The 17647-nt window shown below is 38.3% G+C and carries 14 protein-coding genes; 6 read left to right on the top strand and 8 right to left on the bottom strand.

Annotated elements, in window-relative coordinates; all coding sequences use genetic code 11:
- Positions 1-244: 244 nt before the first annotated feature.
- The 3 genes from HZR84_12290 (at position 245) to HZR84_12280 (ending at position 5982) form a co-directional block, all read left to right on the top strand.
- Positions 245-3922 (top strand): T9SS type A sorting domain-containing protein, encoded by a 3678-nt coding sequence (locus tag HZR84_12290; GenBank protein ID QNL22688.1) that lies wholly within the window; start codon positions 245-247, stop codon positions 3920-3922.
- Between the two features lie 128 nt (positions 3923-4050).
- Positions 4051-5481 carry a T9SS type A sorting domain-containing protein gene (locus tag HZR84_12285; protein QNL22687.1) on the top strand — a complete coding sequence of 477 codons (1431 nt, stop codon included), beginning with the start codon at positions 4051-4053 and terminating at the stop codon, positions 5479-5481.
- A gap of 165 nt (positions 5482-5646) precedes the next feature.
- Positions 5647-5982 carry a hypothetical protein gene (locus tag HZR84_12280; GenBank protein QNL20398.1) on the top strand — a complete coding sequence of 112 codons (336 nt, stop codon included), beginning with the start codon at positions 5647-5649 and terminating at the stop codon, positions 5980-5982.
- Between the two features lie 23 nt (positions 5983-6005).
- Here HZR84_12280 and HZR84_12275 read toward each other — a convergent pair whose 3' ends face one another.
- Together HZR84_12275 and HZR84_12270 are read right to left on the bottom strand one after the other, a co-directional pair.
- Complete coding sequence (locus tag HZR84_12275; GenBank protein QNL23256.1) at positions 6006-7022, bottom strand: glycosyltransferase; 1017 nt, start codon at positions 7020-7022, stop codon at positions 6006-6008.
- The gene (locus HZR84_12270) at positions 7004-7981 is read right to left on the bottom strand and encodes a pyridoxal-phosphate dependent enzyme (protein ID QNL22686.1); all 978 of its coding nucleotides are present in this window, start codon (positions 7979-7981) and stop codon (positions 7004-7006) included. Before HZR84_12270 ends, HZR84_12275 begins: the two co-directional genes overlap by 19 nt.
- 39 nt (positions 7982-8020) lie before the next feature.
- On the opposite strand from HZR84_12270, the gene HZR84_12265 reads away from it, so the two are divergent.
- Positions 8021-8791, top strand: a complete 771-nt coding sequence (locus HZR84_12265; protein ID QNL22685.1) for a PorT family protein — start codon at positions 8021-8023, stop codon at positions 8789-8791.
- On the opposite strand, the gene HZR84_12260 is transcribed toward HZR84_12265, so the two are convergent.
- The 3 genes from HZR84_12260 to HZR84_12250 form a co-directional block, all read right to left on the bottom strand.
- Positions 8788-9357 (bottom strand): MarC family protein, encoded by a 570-nt coding sequence (locus HZR84_12260; protein ID QNL22684.1) that lies wholly within the window; start codon positions 9355-9357, stop codon positions 8788-8790. The genes HZR84_12265 and HZR84_12260 overlap by 4 nt on opposite strands.
- A 337-nt stretch (positions 9358-9694) precedes the next feature.
- Positions 9695-10996 (bottom strand): ABC transporter permease, encoded by a 1302-nt coding sequence (locus HZR84_12255; GenBank protein ID QNL22683.1) that lies wholly within the window; start codon positions 10994-10996, stop codon positions 9695-9697.
- A complete protein-coding gene (locus HZR84_12250; protein QNL22682.1) occupies positions 10989-11903 on the bottom strand; it encodes an ATP-binding cassette domain-containing protein in 915 nt (304 codons plus the stop codon). Before HZR84_12250 ends, HZR84_12255 begins: the two co-directional genes overlap by 8 nt.
- 63 nt (positions 11904-11966) lie before the next feature.
- Between HZR84_12250 and HZR84_12245 the strand changes: the two genes are divergently transcribed.
- The gene (locus HZR84_12245; protein QNL22681.1) at positions 11967-12935 is read left to right on the top strand and encodes a hypothetical protein; all 969 of its coding nucleotides are present in this window, start codon (positions 11967-11969) and stop codon (positions 12933-12935) included.
- On the top strand, positions 12932-13627 hold the full coding sequence (locus tag HZR84_12240; GenBank protein QNL22680.1) for an ATP-binding cassette domain-containing protein: 696 nt from the start codon (positions 12932-12934) through the stop codon (positions 13625-13627). The genes HZR84_12245 and HZR84_12240 overlap by 4 nt, the downstream gene beginning before the upstream one ends.
- A gap of 108 nt (positions 13628-13735) precedes the next feature.
- Here HZR84_12240 and HZR84_12235 read toward each other — a convergent pair whose 3' ends face one another.
- From HZR84_12235 to HZR84_12225, 3 genes are all read right to left on the bottom strand, one after another.
- On the bottom strand, positions 13736-14146 hold the full coding sequence (locus HZR84_12235; GenBank protein ID QNL22679.1) for a hypothetical protein: 411 nt from the start codon (positions 14144-14146) through the stop codon (positions 13736-13738).
- A gap of 129 nt (positions 14147-14275) precedes the next feature.
- On the bottom strand, positions 14276-15004 hold the full coding sequence (locus tag HZR84_12230) for a response regulator (protein QNL22678.1): 729 nt from the start codon (positions 15002-15004) through the stop codon (positions 14276-14278).
- Positions 15005-15015: 11 nt separating this feature from the next.
- Positions 15016-17448, bottom strand: coding sequence for a PAS domain S-box protein (locus HZR84_12225; GenBank protein QNL22677.1), 2433 nt, complete (start codon positions 17446-17448; stop codon positions 15016-15018).
- Positions 17449-17647: the final 199 nt, after the last annotated feature.

Below are 17647 nucleotides of genomic sequence, written 5' to 3'. Positions count from 1 at the left end.
AAAGGTTAAATTATATTATAAGGTTTTCCAGAAATCAATTTTTAGATTTAGTTAATGTTTGTTAAAAGTTCCTATAGTTATTGACATACTTAATTTATCAACTAAATTTAAGATAAAGGTTCATAAAAATTTCTAAGACCTTATCGCCTCCCATCTCATGACAGTAATGGAAATTGAGGCATGACGATCACCCAAATCAACAATTATAACGGGTATGTTATGTTCAATTTAAATTATATATGTTATGAAAACTTTTATTGTACTCCTTTTCTCCTTTTTAACAATAGTCCCTTTCATGGGAATTTCTCAAGATTCGCCTATGGATTGGGGTTGTGGATTGGACTCTGCAGATGTGGAGAATTTTAACTTTATGCTAACATGCAATAATTCTCCAGCCTATATAGCCTCTGTTTCAGAGCTTAGAAAATACCTGCCAGATACAACAGTGACTGTCGATACGACTTTACCCATCCGTACTTTAAACATTCGGCTGGTCATTTTTCATGAAGACAGTACCAAACAAAAAAACTTCGATCTTTCAAACCCTGTACACAGTAATTTTTTAGACAGCATTTCCATTGATCTCAATAGGCGCTATTCAAATTTGGCTTTCATTAATGAAGCTGATAGCACGAAATGTAATTGGGAAGGAGGTGGTAATGGTGGTCTTTCATGGACACCTGATGGTAAAATAAATGTATTTCAAGATGTGCGTGTCCGGTTTCGAATTCACGATAAAATTGAAATCATTGATTCAGCTATGTGGAATAGAGATAATAAATATGTCTGTGATCATAGAGATTTGGCTCGTGCCTATTTCATTAACTATGCTGCACATAATAACATTAAAAATGATGCAATAAATGTGTACATCACTGGATCAGAAATCGGTTACAAGCGATGGGTATTACAATTTGATTCTATCAATCTTCTTGGGTTTGATACGGTTTTAGATGGAAGAGCCTGCGCATTTACTCCACAAAGGGATATGGATGTACTAAATGGATTTATCACAGATGATATGTTCGACCGGTGGGTAGCCAAACAAAACGGATATCACTGCAGCGGAGGATTTAAGGCAGATTCAATAAATGCTTGTTGCCCTGCATATTGCCCGCCGGGGTGGAAGCATGATCGAAGGGGCTGGTTACACGAATTTGGTCATAACTTTGGATTAGGTCATGCCAATCAATGCCCTCAAAATATTCAAAATCAAAACGGTGGAGGGGACCCCAGAAATACCTTATACGATTTACAAGTAGCTCAAGTTAATAGAAGTGTTGCTATTACTAACGTAAGAAATGCTGTCTACGAGTGCTATCCTATTAACCCGGATTTGATAATTAGTTCAGATAGACTATTCGATGATAATAGTCGTATCTACCAAAACATGATAATAAAAGACGGTGCCACAGTCACAGTCACATGCGAGCTCTTTATGCAACACGATGCCAAAATCATAGTAGAGCAAGGTGGAAAACTCAACCTTGATGGTGGGCGGATTAGCTCGGTTGACAATGATCATTGTGGAGAGGGCTTTTGGCGTGGTATCGAAGTTTGGGGTACGCCTGGTCAGCCCCAAAATGCTTTGACTTCAGGAATCGTTGAATTAAAAAATGGTGCTGTTATTGAACGTTCTGCTCATGGAATTCGAAATTATCATATCGTTTCCTCAGGGCCGAATTCAGGAGACTCCATTCACTTTGGAGGGATTATTAGAGCTGTTGATTCCAAGTTTTTGAATAACTCTTATTCTGTAAACATGTGTAATTTTCAAAATACTCTAGCCACTGATTCCCTGACATTTGTGGGTGATTTGAGTTATTTCATTAATTGCGATTTTTTGGTCAATGATGATTTTGTTATTGACTCCGTTACTGGTAGCGCTGATTTTAACCGCTTTATTGGACTTTCCAATATAGGGCAGATCAAGGTAAAAGGATGCTCATTTAGAAATGAGACTACAGATTTCCGGCCCAACCTTAAAGGAGGCGCAGGAATTATTGCCTTCGATGCGTCCATCGCTGTGATTCCTAAATCTACCTCTGTAAATGCCAAGCGTTCCACTTTCTATAATTTACATTTGGGAGTACACGCTAGTGGCACAGGTTCGGAAAAGACGGTGATAGTGGATCAAAGTGATTTTGATACACTTGACTATGCCATTATGCTATCAGGGCTTAATCAAGCTGAGATAACTCGCAATAACATTTCTGTTGGGCGAATTGAAAATCTAGGAATTTCCACCGCCATTACCTCTTTTACCTCTACCGGCTATCATATTGAAGGGAATCATATAGCAAAGGCTCCTGATATGGAAAATCCCGCCTATGGCATTCGTATTTTTAACTCTGGCACAGCCTCCAACGAGGTCTACCTAAATACGTTAACCGAAATGCATTTGGCCATGATTGGAGAAGCGATTAATTGGAACATAGCGGAACCAGATCAAGGCCTTGAATTCAAATGCGATAGCATGAACAGCAATGCCTTTGATTTTGTGGTAAGTCCTTCAACGAACTATTCTGCTGCTATTTCAGGTATCAGGTCCTCCCAAGGAGCCAGCGGAAATTCTGCAGGTAATAAATTTGATCCAGTTGGGATTCAGAGCGAAAGTCATTATAAGGTGGCGGTGTTAAATGTTGTTAATTATTATCAGGATCAAGTCAATCAACCTAATCACACAACGCCAGTTTGGTTTAATCCAGTGCCTCAAGCACAATTTAACCAATGTCCTTCCTCATTTGAAGAACTAGGTGGTGGCAACCCTATAGATACCAGCACCAATCAGGAAGCGGCCCGCTCTGCCAATAATTCTGAGTATGCTTCACTAGACACTGCCTATGCCAATTTATTCTATAACCGTAGTCAGTTGGTAGATGGTGGTTCAACCCCTCAGCTTTTGGCAGATATTCAGGCCAGCTGGACAGGGGATGCCTGGAACTTGCGTAACGAGCTTTTGACCAACTCCCCGCTATCGAAAGATGCTTTTATGGAAGCAGCCAATATCGGTGTTTTGCCCGATGCGCTTTTGCTTGAAGTGGCTCTAGCCAACCCCGACGCCACCCAAAGTGGAGACATTATTGATCAGCTGCAATACGAGATTCCCAATCCCCTCGATCAGAATGCAATCGATCTGATTGTGGCCAACTGGGATCAGGAGACCCCGCTTGGGATTCTTGAAGCTGAAATGGGCGCAATACAAGGGCGTATGGAAGTGCTCAATAGCCGCATTTTACGTAGCTTTTTGTTTGACCCCAATGGCTATCTAGCAGATTCTATCGAGCATTACATGACCCGCAATATGGGGCATAGCAAGCACATGGCCTATATCAACTGGCTCACGCATCAAGAGCGCTTTGAAGATGCCGCGACTGAGCTCAACACGCTCAGTACTAAATTACCCGAAGGCGACTACTGGTCAGAGGAATTTGATCGTTTTGAAGCGCTGATCGATCAAAAGGAAGCCTGGCATAATGCAGGTAAGGCTTTAAATGCGCTGGATGTTAGTGATAAATCCCTGCTCGATGACTGGGCAGCATATGATGACCTCACAGGGGCCATTGCCAAGAATCTGCTTATGGTCAACTTTGGAGAGTTTTTCTATCTGCCGGAAATAGATTTGGGAGAAGGAGCCAAACGGGCTTCATTCACAGGCACAACTGCAGAGCAGCTCTTTCAGGCGAAGGTCTATCCCAACCCGGCAGAAAGCTATGTGAGCTTTAGCTTTAGCGGAACGTTGGGAGAAGATATTGCGCTTAGTATTATAGATGTCAATGGCAGACGGTTAAAGCAGTGGAATATAAAATCAAAAGCACCAGTGAAGACGATCTCCACTGAGAACCTGCCGAGTGGTCTGTATTATTACAAGGCCATATCCGGAGAGCAGATCATCGCCGGTAAGCTGAGTATTATTAAATAAATCTGTAATTTTAACATAAAATTGAAGCAAGAGAGATCATCCGATCTCTTTTGCTTTTTAAAATGAAAACACCCCTTACTATATCGCTTATCTATCTTTTTACTCTTGGTCAAGCGCAAATAAACTTAGTGGAGCCTTTTAGCAATGCTTCTGCATCAGGTTATTCAATGGTTGTAGATAGTACTCATATTCATATTGTCGGACCTACATACCCCTATATAGATAGCAATAACATTGCACTTTTGGGCTATATAGCTACCTATGCTCATAATGGCAACTTTCAGTATTTTGATCTTGTGGGAGATACCCTTCGTGCTTATGAGGCTGAAAAACTCCTTATTGATTCCAATGGTAATAAATACATAATCGGTGATTTCAGATTTGATACAGCAGGGGTAAAAACAAACCAAGGACTTTTTGTTCAAAAGCGAGATTTCTATAATGCCATATTGTGGACCGTTGAGTATCAGGATAGTCTTGCGAATATTGATTATCTGGTGGATGATGCCGTTTTATTTGGTTCAGATAAATTAGCGATAATTGGTGGTTTTGTTAAACAACCAGATTCTGTGAGCAGCTACGATGTAGACGTTTTATATATAATAATTGATACTAGCGGGAATCTATTAACAACAAAGAATTTAGGAACGCAAGCCATTCAAGAAGGAAGCTATTCTGTTACTATGTATGATGACACAACTGTTGCTATAGGAGCTAGAAAGTTAGGCAATGGTTTTGATAAAAACTGGGTCATCAAAATGGATTATCAAGGCAATGTACTGGATGAGTATATTTCTGCTTCCAATCGGCGTATTGGGGTCTGGGATATTGTCAAAACCCAGGATGGTGGACTGGCCTGCGCTTCAGCGGCCACAGATGGAGATTTTATCTCACCAGAGAACAAAAGTTATGTCGAAAAGCTAGACAGCAATCTCAATCAGGTTTGGGAATATACCATAGATTGGAGGTTTAGCAGCAACAACTTGGCAACATCTATTGATGAAACCCCGAATGGAGATATTGTCGTTGGTGGTAATGTAGTTGATTTTCTGGTCGATCCTGATACGGCTGGATTCTATTGTTTTTTGCAAAAACTTTCCTGTAATGGCGATAGTATTTGGTATCAGCCACAATATTTCTACAGTAATATTAATTCTAAAGAGTTTCATAACATCTATGACCTTCAAATCTACAATGACCGAATCTATTTTGTTGGGGACGCCAAAGATTTCAACAATCCTATTCCCCCCGGACAGTCGATGTGGCTGGTCTCCACCGATAGCAATGGTATCGTGTCCAGTTTGAATGAAAGAATCTCAGTTAATGAGGGCATTATGGTCTATCCTAATCCTGCTAATGCTATTGTCAATATCCATTTAAGCACAGATAAAGAACATTCACAAATCAAGATATATGACATGCAGGGAAAGTTACAGCATGAGCAAGTTCTAGCAATGCATAAAACTCAAATTAATATTACAAGTTGGCCTTCTGGTATTTACCAATATCGTATTCAAAATGAAAACGGCCTGGTCAGAGGGAAGTTTTTGAAACATTGATCGCGTTTATGGCAAGCAAAACTTAATGCTGCAATGCCCCCTCTCCCGCTGCTACTTCTTCATTATCCATTGGAGAAACCCTTTCTAAAAAAATAATCGATCAAATGATCTGAAATAGGTCAGAGAATGTCTGATTTCTATATTTTTATAGAATAATTATCTAAAATGCCTATTGCAAATTGTTATATCAAGAGCAAAATTTCCAAAAACCTGGTTTTTGAAGATATATGCAGCGAATGGGCCTCTTTGATCGGAGTTGATCCAAAAGATATTAGCATTAATATTATCCGTGACTTTGAACAATACGGACAGAATTATGCTCTAATGATCGATCTGTTCCTGCCATCTTTATGGTCGGAAGCCGATGTTCAGCGCATTCAAAAATCCCTGTCGGGATTAATGTCAAAACACTTAAAAGTCGAGGAAAGGGAAATTTTTATCAAAACCCTGATCATAGCATCTGGGCATGTGTTTAGCAATGGGAAAAGTGAAAACTGGTAAACGCTTTAGCCAATAAGCAGAATTTATTTGCGGGAAATGACTCCAAACTTATCCCGTCCTTTCACATTGATATCCCACCATGCTTTAATAAAACCCGTTCCATAGGCCCAAAGCTGTGTCAAACTTGTGGCAATGGATAAAAATGCCACGCTCAGCTTTTTTTCTTTTAACAGCGCATCGAGAAATAACAGAACGATGTAAAGCGATATTGGAATGAAAAATACCGGCTGGTAAAATCCCAAGGCCAGCAATGCCAGGTTGCCGAGTATAAAAAGACTCGGAAAGACATAAAATATCTTGAAGGTCTCAGGGTAAAGCCTGCTGATGATTACCCGGGTATAACCAAAATTAAAAACCTGTTTTTTAAATTTTGCCAATGATGTTCTACGCTTGTGAAATACATAAGCATCTTCCAATAATTTTGTTTTAAAGCCTTTGCGCATGATTTCAATGGTAAAGACCATGTCTTCGCCAGGATGCATTTTCGTTTTGGGAAAACCACCTACATTTTCAAAGACTTCTCTGGAAATGCCCATATTGAAACTTCTCGGGTAAAATTTATCCACCTTTTTTTTACCTCCGCGAATTCCGCCGGTAGTAAGAAAAGAAGTCATGGCATAACTCGTGGCCTTCTGAAGATCATTAAAGCTCGGATGCGCTCGATCGGGGCCGCCAAAAGCATCAACTTTTTCCTTTTTTAATTCTTCATCAATATTTTGAAAATAATTCTTTGGCAGAATACAATCGGAATCGCAAAATATAAAATACTCGCCCAGGGCTTTGTCCATGCCAAAATTTCTGGCATAACTCGGACCTGCATTTTCCTTAAAAAAATAGCGAATTTCGATGCTGTCCTGATATTGACTGACGATATCCTCACAGGGAATGTCCGATCCGTCTTCTACAATAACCAATTCATAATTATCATAGCTTTGTGGCACCAGGCTTTCCAGCAATTCTTTAATCTCATCCGGCCTGTTATAGACGGGTACAATGAGTGAATATTTAGGTTTATCCAATCTTAAATTTCTTTGAACAATTCAGAGACGCTATTCAGATCGACATTTCCTCCGGTGAGGATCAGTCCGACCCTTTTATTTTTAAAGCGATCCTTATTTTTAATAATCGCCGCCAAAGGTACGGCACAGGAAGGTTCAATTACAATTTTCATTCGCTCCCAAATCAGTTTCATAGCTGAAATTGCTTCCCTGTCGCTGACACGAAAAACCGTAGACACATTTTTTGAAATAATATCAAAATTTTTCTTACCAATCGAAGCTCTTAATCCATCGCAAATGGTTTCCGGATCAGCAATGGTCGTCCAGCGATGCTTTTGAAGGGAAAGCGCTGCGCTGTCGGCGCCTTCTGGCTCTGAACCGATGACTTCGGTCCTGGGTGAAAAATATTTTGCCGCCAGGGCAGTTCCTGAAATGAGGCCTCCCCCACCAATTGGTGTAATTATAATGTCAAGTTTGGGATAGTCTTGAATTAACTCTTGCGCTGATGTTGACTGACCTGCAATCACTCTATAATCATCATAAGGATGTACAAAATGAGCGCCGGTTTCGCTGATGATTTCATTGAGTTTATCTTCACGGGCTTGTAAAGAATTATCACAAAAAATAAGTTCTGCTCCATAAGACCGGACAGCCTCTATCTTGACTTTGGTTGAATTTTGGGGCATAACGATATAGGCCGTGATATTTCTCATTTTAGCCGCCAATGCCACCGCCTGACCATGATTTCCCGATGAATGGGTGGCCACTCCTTTTTGCATTTCTTCTTCACTCAGCTGGAAAATCGTATTGATTCCACCCCTAAATTTAAAAGCGCCAATTTTCTGAAAATTTTCACATTTAAAATATAAAACTGAGCCGGTGATTTCATTTATGCCCTTATTCTGCAAAACGGGCGTATTGTGAATATATTTTTTTACACGTTGCAATGCTTCTAGAAGAATGGTTTTATCCGGTATTGTATTAATTTGCGAATGAGCCATGAAATACTTAGCATTGATTATTGCTCTAAATAATAAGAAATGATGAAAGGTAAAAAGACATTCCTAAAAACAATTTTCACTGTATTATTTCTTTTCTCTATCAATAATCTTCAGGCGCAGGAATATTACAGCGGCGATGTGCGATTTGGATTGGGCATTGCACCAAATCTGAGTTGGTATAACATTAGTTCGGACCCCTACAGTTCTAATGGAGCAAAAGCCGGTTGGTCATGGGGCTTTAATGTGGATTATTTCTTTTCAGGCACTTATTCTCTGAGCACAGGATTGCATTTGTTGAATTACGGAGGAAAACTGAGCTATCCGGACATCTACAGAAATCAACTCGGTCAGGAGTTTAAAGTAAGAGGAGAAAGCGATGTTAAATCCAGCGCCGTGCAATTGCCACTTGCATTAAAAATGAGAACCACCTTGTTAAATGCCCTTAACTATTATGGGAAATTTGGAGCCGTAGCTGCAGTGAATTACAATCGTTCAGAAGATTACTTTACAGATCCCAACAGCAATATCAATGTGGAAATTGAGGATCGTGACTTTAATGATGACTCAAGATTGTTCAATTTGAGTATTCTAATAGGTGCGGGAATCGAATACAACATATCCGGAAACACCACAGCCATTGCAGGCATTAGCTACCATCAGGGAATATTAAATCAATTGAATAAAAGAGCTTATCTCACCAATGACAGCGGAATGGTATTGGCATCGGAACAAACCGATCCCGGGCCACAGGGTGAAAAACAAAAAGCCACCATCAATTTTATTTCCCTCGATCTGGGCATCTTCTTTTAATGCAATACATTTTGCTTGAAGAGCTTAATGGCAATGGCCAGTAGGATTATTCCAAAGACTTTTCTTAAAATGTTAAAACCCGCCTGGCCGATTTTTCTTTCCAGCCAATTGCTGGATTTTAAAACGATATAAACCAGAACCATATTGACAAAAATACCGACCAGTACGTTGATTTGTTCAAACTCCGCGCGCAAAGAAAGAATGGTCGTCATGGTACCGGCTCCTGCTATCAAAGGGAAAGCTATGGGCACTACAGAGGATGAGGATTTCTCTCCGGGGCTGGCTTTAAAAATCTCTACACCGAGCACCATTTCCATACCGAGTAAGAAAATGATAATTGCACCGGCAATGGCGAATGAATAGACATCAATACCAAATAATTTTAGGATGGATTCTCCCAAAAAGAGAAAAGCAACCATGATCACAATGGCCACAATGGATATCTTTTCAGACTGGATATGCCCGAATTTCTTTCTCAGATTTATAATGATGGGAATCGATCCCAGAATATCTATTACAGAGAATAAAATGATAGATACAGAAGCTATTTCCTTAAAGTTTAACATGACCGTTCAAATTTGCCGCGAAATTAGAAAATCGTTGGATCAAAAACTACTTTATGTTCTAAATGAAAAGTTTAAAGTTTAAAGTTTAGAGTTTAAAGTTGAAAGTTGAAATTCGCATGAGCATGCATGAAAATGTTGAATCAAATAATAATACCTCAATAAAAGACTATCCCCGCATAAGGCGAAGCCGCATTGCGGGGTCCCCTTCAAATTTAGAGCGAAGAAAAGAAAATATTAATGGTTAATGGCTAAAAGTTAAACTAATTGCTCATTGCTCATTGCTCATTGCTCATTCCTAATTTCTAATTTCTAATTTCTAATTTCTAATTTATATTGTTCAATTCTGAAAAAACCATTTTACCAAGACCTTGTAGTTCACTTTCGATCCGTGAATTAATATTCCCACTCTGTAAACCCTCGCCGCTACCCAAGTGGTCAAAACAAAACCGCCGATCAGCAAGAGCATGGATAAGGCTATTTCCCAGCCGGCTACACCATAGGCGATACGGCCCATCATTACCACAGGCGAAGTAAAAGGGATCATCGACAACCAAAATGCCAATTGGGAATTGGGATCGCTTAAAACGGGGCCCAAACTAAAAATAGCCAATAGCAAAGGAATGGTAATCGGAAGCATGAATTGCTGGGAGTCGGCCTCGGAATCCACTGCCGAACCCACCATGGCAAATAGCGAAGCGTAGACCAGGTATCCGCCCAAAAAATAGAAAATAAAGAGAGAAATGATTTGTGCGATGGGAATGTTTTCTATGGCCCTGAAAATTCCCGCTATCTCCTCATTGTTTTCCATTTGTTCAAAATCCACATCCGCACCTCTTGTGACCGCCGGATTATCTTTGAGTTCATTGATTCCGGTAAAGGTGCTGGCCGATGCCGAGACTGCAGACATCAGGATCACCCATATTACGAACTGGGTCAAACCCACTGCCGCTACGCCCAAAACCTTTCCCATCATCAGTTGAAAGGGTTTTACCGAAGAAATAATGACTTCCACAATTCGGCTTGATTTTTCTTCTATCACTCCCCGCATGACCTGTGCACCATAGAGAAAAATGAATATATAAATCAGAAAACTGGCGATATAACCGATTCCAAAATTGACACCCGCATTGCTTTCCTTTTCCCCGGTTTCTGTCATGTTCAGGGTTTTCAGATTGACATCCACATTGAGTTTATCGAGCATTGTTTCATCGATATCCAAATCGGATATACGCAATTGACGAATTTCCTCGCTGATCTGACCTTTGATCATATTGACCAAATCAAAACTTGGGTTCTGTCCTGAAAAAAGCTTTAATCCATCGGGTTTGTCGATGTCTATTTTAGGGATGTACAAAAGCCCAAAACTGCCATGTGCCTCAAAATCAGCTTTGGCTTTTTCCAAATCACCGCCGATAAATACAAAATTAACCTCTTCATTGCTTTTCAGCTTCTTTTCAAAATAACCCGAATCATCGAGGACTTCTATGACCTTTTTATCTCCTTTTTTAGTTGAAAACCAGGCCACAAAAAAGATCATTGCACCGAATAAAACCGGCGTCAGAATGGTCATAATGATAAATGACTTTTTCTTTACCCTGGTCAGGTATTCCCTTTGTAAAATGAGCCAGATCTTATCCATGATTGACCTCCTGTACTTTTGAAATGAAAATATCATTCATGCTGGGTATAATTTCGGAAAAGGAATGAATCTCTACTTTCTGCGCCAATAATTTGATGAGCTCATTGGGATCTCCTTTTGATTGATCAATAATCACTGTCTCCTTGTTTGTATTCTGAAGTGTGGCATTAGAGCTGATGGCATAGGGGGCTGCCAGTGCTAAATCATCCCCTTTGTATTCCACACGGTAAGAATGCTTTTTATGCGCTTCTTTAATTTCGAATTTAGGCCCATCCAGGATTTTTTTGGCATTATTGATCAGGGCAATATGATCACATAACTCCTCTACGGATTCCATTCTGTGGGTAGAAAAAATGATCGAACAGCCCTGATCGCGAAGCTGGAGTATTTCATCGCGGATCAAATTGGCATTAATTGGGTCAAAACCGGAAAACGGTTCATCGAGAATTAAAATATCCGGATCGTGCACTACCGTAGAAATGAACTGGACCTTTTGTTGCATGCCCTTTGAAAGGTCTTCAATCTTTTTATTCCACCATTCCTCAATTTCAAATTTTTTAATCCAGTATTTTATCTTTTCAAAAGCCTCGCTTTTTTCAAGTCCTTTCAGGCGCGCCAGATACATCAGCTGATCGCCAACTTTCATTTTCTTATAAAGACCGCGCTCTTCGGGCAAATAACCGATTACCTCGATGTGCTCGGGTTTTAGCTTTTCGCCTTTTATTAAGATTTCACCGCTATCTGCTTTGATGATCTGAGTGATTATCCGGATCATGGTAGATTTTCCCGCTCCGTTTGGGCCCAGAAGACCAAATATTTCTCCTTTTGAGATACTCAGGCTAACGTTTTGCAGGGCGGTATTTTCTCCAAAAGATTTAGAAACATCCTGTACGTCTAAAATATTCAATGCAATCTTCGTTTTGTCTGTGTTGAAATTTTTATCAAAAAAATAAAAAAACTAAAATTAGGAATGCAATTCCATCTGAATTTATTGATCCATCTCTGCAGAGTACATTTCAATCAGTTTTTCAGATTGCTTGCAGAAATTGGTATTGCAAGGATAATAATTCTAAGCATCATAGGATTGATTTTCCTCTTTCAAATATTGCCGTTCATCCCATTTTCTTCCATCTGGGTCTTTTTAATCCCGCTAATTCCGGCCCTGTTTTTTGCCACCGTTTTTTCTTCAGGCAAAAGCAATGCTCCAAACGAAAAAGATTTTCTGATCAGCTTAGGGGCCTCTCCTTTTTGGATCCGATTCTTGCAAAATAGCCTGTTCGCATTGCCTCTGCTTTTGATATTGGCATTAATTGGAAATTTAAAGGCCACAGCCCTTTCTATTCCCTTTTTGTTTTTTCTTTCCCTGGACTTAAAATCAGGTGTTCAGACTGGAAAGCTTATTAAATTTCCCATCGCTCATTTGGCCCTGCTGCCCTGGACCATTGCACTGAGAAAAGGGTTTATTGTTTACCTAATACTACTACTACTTGCTGCATGCCAGGTGATTCACATCTCATTTGTCTTTTTCGCCATATTTATATTGCATTTGAGAATTCTAAGTCTGCTGCAATACAATGAAAGTCAGATACTTATACAGGCCTATGGAAAAAATGCAAGAGCTTTTCTGAATTATTATCTGAAAAAACATTTGTACTATTATCTTATTTCCGGCACGCCCCTTTTAATTTTAACAGTCGTACTCAGCATCGAAATATTTCCAATTCTATTTGGGATTTTCATATTGTTGACAGTGCATCAATGTCTGAGTATTTATTTGAAATTTAGCTTTTACGAACCCGGCAAAGACAATTCGGATATGCAAAGTCTGCAGACCATTATGCTGGCCTTTCTTTTGATTCCTTTTACCATTCCTATTCCCTTTATTTATCTCTGGAGGTATCGAAAAAGAGCCATTCTTAATTTAAACAGCTATTTATGATCCGTATAAAAGACCTGTATTTTTCATATAAAAAAAACGCCGAAGTATTAAAAGGAATCGAGCTACAATGGGAAAGCGGTCGGATACACGGATTGATGGGATCAAATGGTTCTGGAAAAAGCACCCTTTTCTATTGTATTAAAGGATTGAGAAAGGACTATAGCGGAGAAATTAGTTTAGAGAAAGAGCCAGGTGAAAATCCGAAATTAACAGACTCAGAAATCGCATTTCTACCCGCGGAAAATTATTTCTACCCCAGGATGATGGCCTCGGAGTATTTGCATTTTTTTACGCTGAACAATCCGAATTTTGAACCGGCACATTGGCTGGAGATTATGGATTTACCGGGGAGTGGTATCGTCGATAATTTCTCAACTGGAATGAAGAAAAAGCTGGCCATTATTGGCTGTATGGGTCTGGACAAAGCCATTCTGATTCTCGATGAGCCATTCAACGGCCTCGATGCCGAGTCTTTTCAACTGGTACAGGAAATCCTCTTGCAGGAAAATAAGAAAGGTAAAACCATAATACTCAGCTCGCACATTTCATCCTCCCTAAAGGAAATCTGCCAGGACATCGCCTATCTCGAGGATGGGCGAATTAAAAGTATTTTTCAAGCCAAAGATTTTACCAGTATGGATGCCCAATTATTTGAGAAAAAACGGGAGGAGCTTAGAAGGAAAATATTGTAATATTGAATGCCATATTCCACCAAAAGTATTCAAACTTGAGTACAGTTAATGACAAAAAAAAACCCAATGAGCCAATTCATTGGGTTTACTCTTTATAAATTATATTCATTATTTCGTTGTCAACAAATGTTTATTCTGAAAAGGTCTGTTTAAAGCTGTATTGATATTTTCTTCCAAAACAATTGCTTTTTCATTGGAGGAATCTAATACTAAAGCCATATGAGTATAGGTAAGAGAAATCTGTAATAATTCTACCATTTCATGTTGAACTTTGAAAATCTTTAAAATGTCCTCTTCGCCATTGATCTTGCCAACCACATCTATAGCCTTTTGATAGTATAGCATACCAAGACTTGTGGAAAGATTAATCGCATTGAGCTTATCGGATTTCATTTCACTTTTTGAAGTGCAATCACTGTTTAATGAAATTTCCGAAAATGACTTATTAATTGATGGTTCTGCCTGAAGATTGTAAACCGCTACAAATGCTATCAGTATTGCTATTTTTAATGTTTTCATGTTACTAAATACGCCCATAAAATTTCCATAGATGGGTTTTTTCGATGAATTGAGAATATCTATCGATGAAGTGACAAAAAAAAACCTTCAGATGAAGGTCTGAAGGTCGAGACATGAAGCTGATTTTCATTAAATCAAGTTAATTCTATCCATCAAAGCATTCTTGTTTGACCTGCTAATTGGAATGATTTTATCATTTATAAGCAAGTTAGTATCTTCAATATCTACGATTTTGTCCAGGTTAACTATAAATGAGCGATGTACTTTTACAAAATTACGACTGCTCAATTTATTCTCGATATTTTTCATGGTAGAATGAACCACGTATGATTTTGAGGAAGTCTTGAATATGGCATAATCCCCTTTTGCTTCCACATATAAAATCTCATCATCCTTAATTTTAATAAGCCTGGAATCTGCTTTTACGAAGAGGTGATTATTCTTTAGCATTGCCTGATCACTGGTTTTTTTTAGACTTTGAACAGAAGAATGATTACTCATTGCAATTTGAATGGCCGCATTTACATCCTTAATACCATAAGGTTTTACAATATAACCGAAGGGCCCAAGTTCCTTTGCTTTTTCCAGCGTGCTTGTATCTGCAAATGCCGTGGTAAATATGAACGGAATATCGGATTCAGCTTTAATCATATCAGCCAGTTCAAGTCCGTCAATACTTCCATTTATTTGGATATCTAAAAGTGCAAGATCCGGTTTTTCAAGTTGTATCATTTCCATTGCTGATTTTGCATTGCCCGCAATACCTGCAACTTCATGATCAAGAGCTAAAATTATATCTTGTAAACTTTCTGCAATTAAGTTATCGTCTTCTACGATTAAAATTTTGAATTTTTTCATGTCTCTTTAATTTAATTTGAAATAGAATTGGATTTAATACTTTTATTCTGACTAAGGTTTAAAGGTTGAATTATTGTGATTTCTGTTCCTTTATTGACTTCAGAGCTTATATCGATAGTAGCGGAGTGCATTTGAGCAAATTCTTTTACTATTGCCAAGCCCAGTCCTGTACCTTGTACGTTTTCAACATTAGAAGCTCTGTAAAAAGAGTCGAAGAGCTGTTCAAGGTCTTCTTTAGGAATTCCTATTCCTTTATCCTTTACCTTAATTTCTAAATAATCGTTTTTATAATTCAAATGCAGTTCTGGATTTCCTTTGCCTTTGGAATATTTAAATGCATTTGAAATCAGATTACTTATAATATGATCGTAAACGTTTGGATCAAAATCGCCTATAATTTTTTCGCAATTGGAATAAAACTCAACGCTTCTTCCATCTTTCCTTCTTGAAAATGAATTTTCAAGAATCTCTTTCATTAGTAAAACATAATCATTCGATACCGGAATAAATGGAATTTTCCCTGATTCAATTCTACCTATTATCAATATGTCGTCCATTAACTCTGTAAGTCTTTTTACTTCAGATCCGATTCTCACAAAGTTTTTATTCATGCCCGGATTTATCTGCATCTTCTGTTTCTCCAATTGCCATTCCAGAAGTTCAATGTTGGATTTAATAGTCGTTAAAGGCGTTCTGAATTCATGTGATGTCATTGAGACAAATCTTGATTTCAGCTCATTTAATTCTTTATGCTTCTCTAATGCATCCTGCATTTGTTTTTCGGCTTTTTTTCTTGGTGTAATATCTCTTACAAATGCGGAAAAGAAATGCTGACCTTTGCTTATTACAGGTACGATACTCAATTCAATTGGAAATACTTCCAAATCTTTATTAATGCCGGTAATTTCAATTCTTTTATTTAATACAGGTCCTTCACCGGTTTTTTTCCAGTGCTCCATTCCTTTATCGTGCATCAATCTGAATTCCTCCGGGATAATTAATGTCGATAGCTTTCTGCCAATGGCCTCATCTTTGCGGAATTTGAAGAGTATTTCAGCCTGGGGATTCCATTCAGTTACGATCCCATTTTCATCAATAGTAATAACTGCATCAAGAGCTGAGTTTAGTATTGATCTTAATTTCTCTTCACTTTCCGACAAGGCCTGATCCGAAAGTTTCTTTTTGGATCTGATAATCGAACTTTTGATTTTGGTAGCGGATAAATTTGCAATGGTGGTGAGCGTCTTTAAATGATCAATATCAAAAAAGTTCTTTTTTGGATGTTCTGAATCTATCACACCTATTATTTCATCATCGGCAATTATTGGTACTGCCAACTCTGAGAAACGAATCTCATCATCTACAATATATCTAGGATCTTGACTTGTATCGGAGATCATCTCCGGCCTACCTGTTTTGGCAACTGTTCCGACTATGCCCTTACCGAATGGAATAACAATGGGGTTAACTATTTTACCTTTATTATCTTTGGGACCATAAGCACTTACTTGAAAAAGATTTTTTCTACTTTCATCCAGAAGGTAGACGACACAGTCTTTAAATTCGAATTTCTTTATTGTATCTTCTGTAATTTTTTTAACAATATCTTCTATGGTATTGGCATGCATTAGTCCTGTGACAAATTCATTAATCGCATTCAAATATTCTTGCTTTTTTAATAATTCATCATTCCTGGCCTCCAGTTCATCGAGCAACTTCTTCTTATTGATTTCCTCCAGTTTGCGATTTGTTATATCATGATGAATTCCAATTGAGCCTATTACTTTCCCATTAATATTCTTAACCGGTGCACCGCTGATCATCATCCAACAATGTGTGCCATCCTTTTTTGTCAGACGCATCTCATAAATACTCGACTCACCCTTGAATCTCCTTTTATTGTGTGTACTGATAATTTCTCTGAATTGAGAATCCTCTGGTGAAAAAACTTCGCTCGCGTTTTTTCCTTTTAGCTCTTGGAGACTAAAGCCTGTACTTTTACAAAATGAATCATTGGCAAATAATATATTCTCTTCAAGGTCAACTTCCATTAAGCCCAGATCTATATTCTCAATAATTTCTCTGTACTTTTGCTCATTTGAAAGCACTAGTTTTCTGGCTTTTATATTCTCAGTGAGATTTTTGGCTACAGCAATGAATTTGAGATTTTCAACTTTAGTACTGCTTTTTTCTATTGATTGGCCCAGCCATACTATTTCGTTTGATCTATCATTAAACGGCAATTCAATGTATTGTTTTTCAAACTCACTATTTTCAAGACTGACCCTTAATTCATCGAGCTCTTTATGATGCTCTTCAGATATAATTTCATAAAGGGATGTCTCAGCCTGCCTGTCCAATTTCAGAGTATTAAAAAAAGCCTCGTTGCCGAATAAAATATTTAATTCAGAATCCAGTTTATATACGATGTCAAATTGATTCATTTCTCTTCGCTTAGACGCGAAATCAATGAACAAGTTTCAAACCAAATTTTAATAAATTGAATATCAGCACTTTATAAATAAAAAACATTATTAATTTTCTCGAATGCGGAAATTATTCCCATTTTGGGATTTCTATCGAAGTAGAAAAAGAATTAAAGAAGTATCTAATCTCCTTATTTCAGAGTTGAGATTTCAAATC

It is taken from the genome of Hyphobacterium sp. CCMP332 (assembly GCA_014323545.1).
GTDB lineage: Bacteria > Bacteroidota > Bacteroidia > Cytophagales > CCMP332 > CCMP332.
This window is presented reverse-complemented; position numbering and strand designations above follow the sequence as displayed.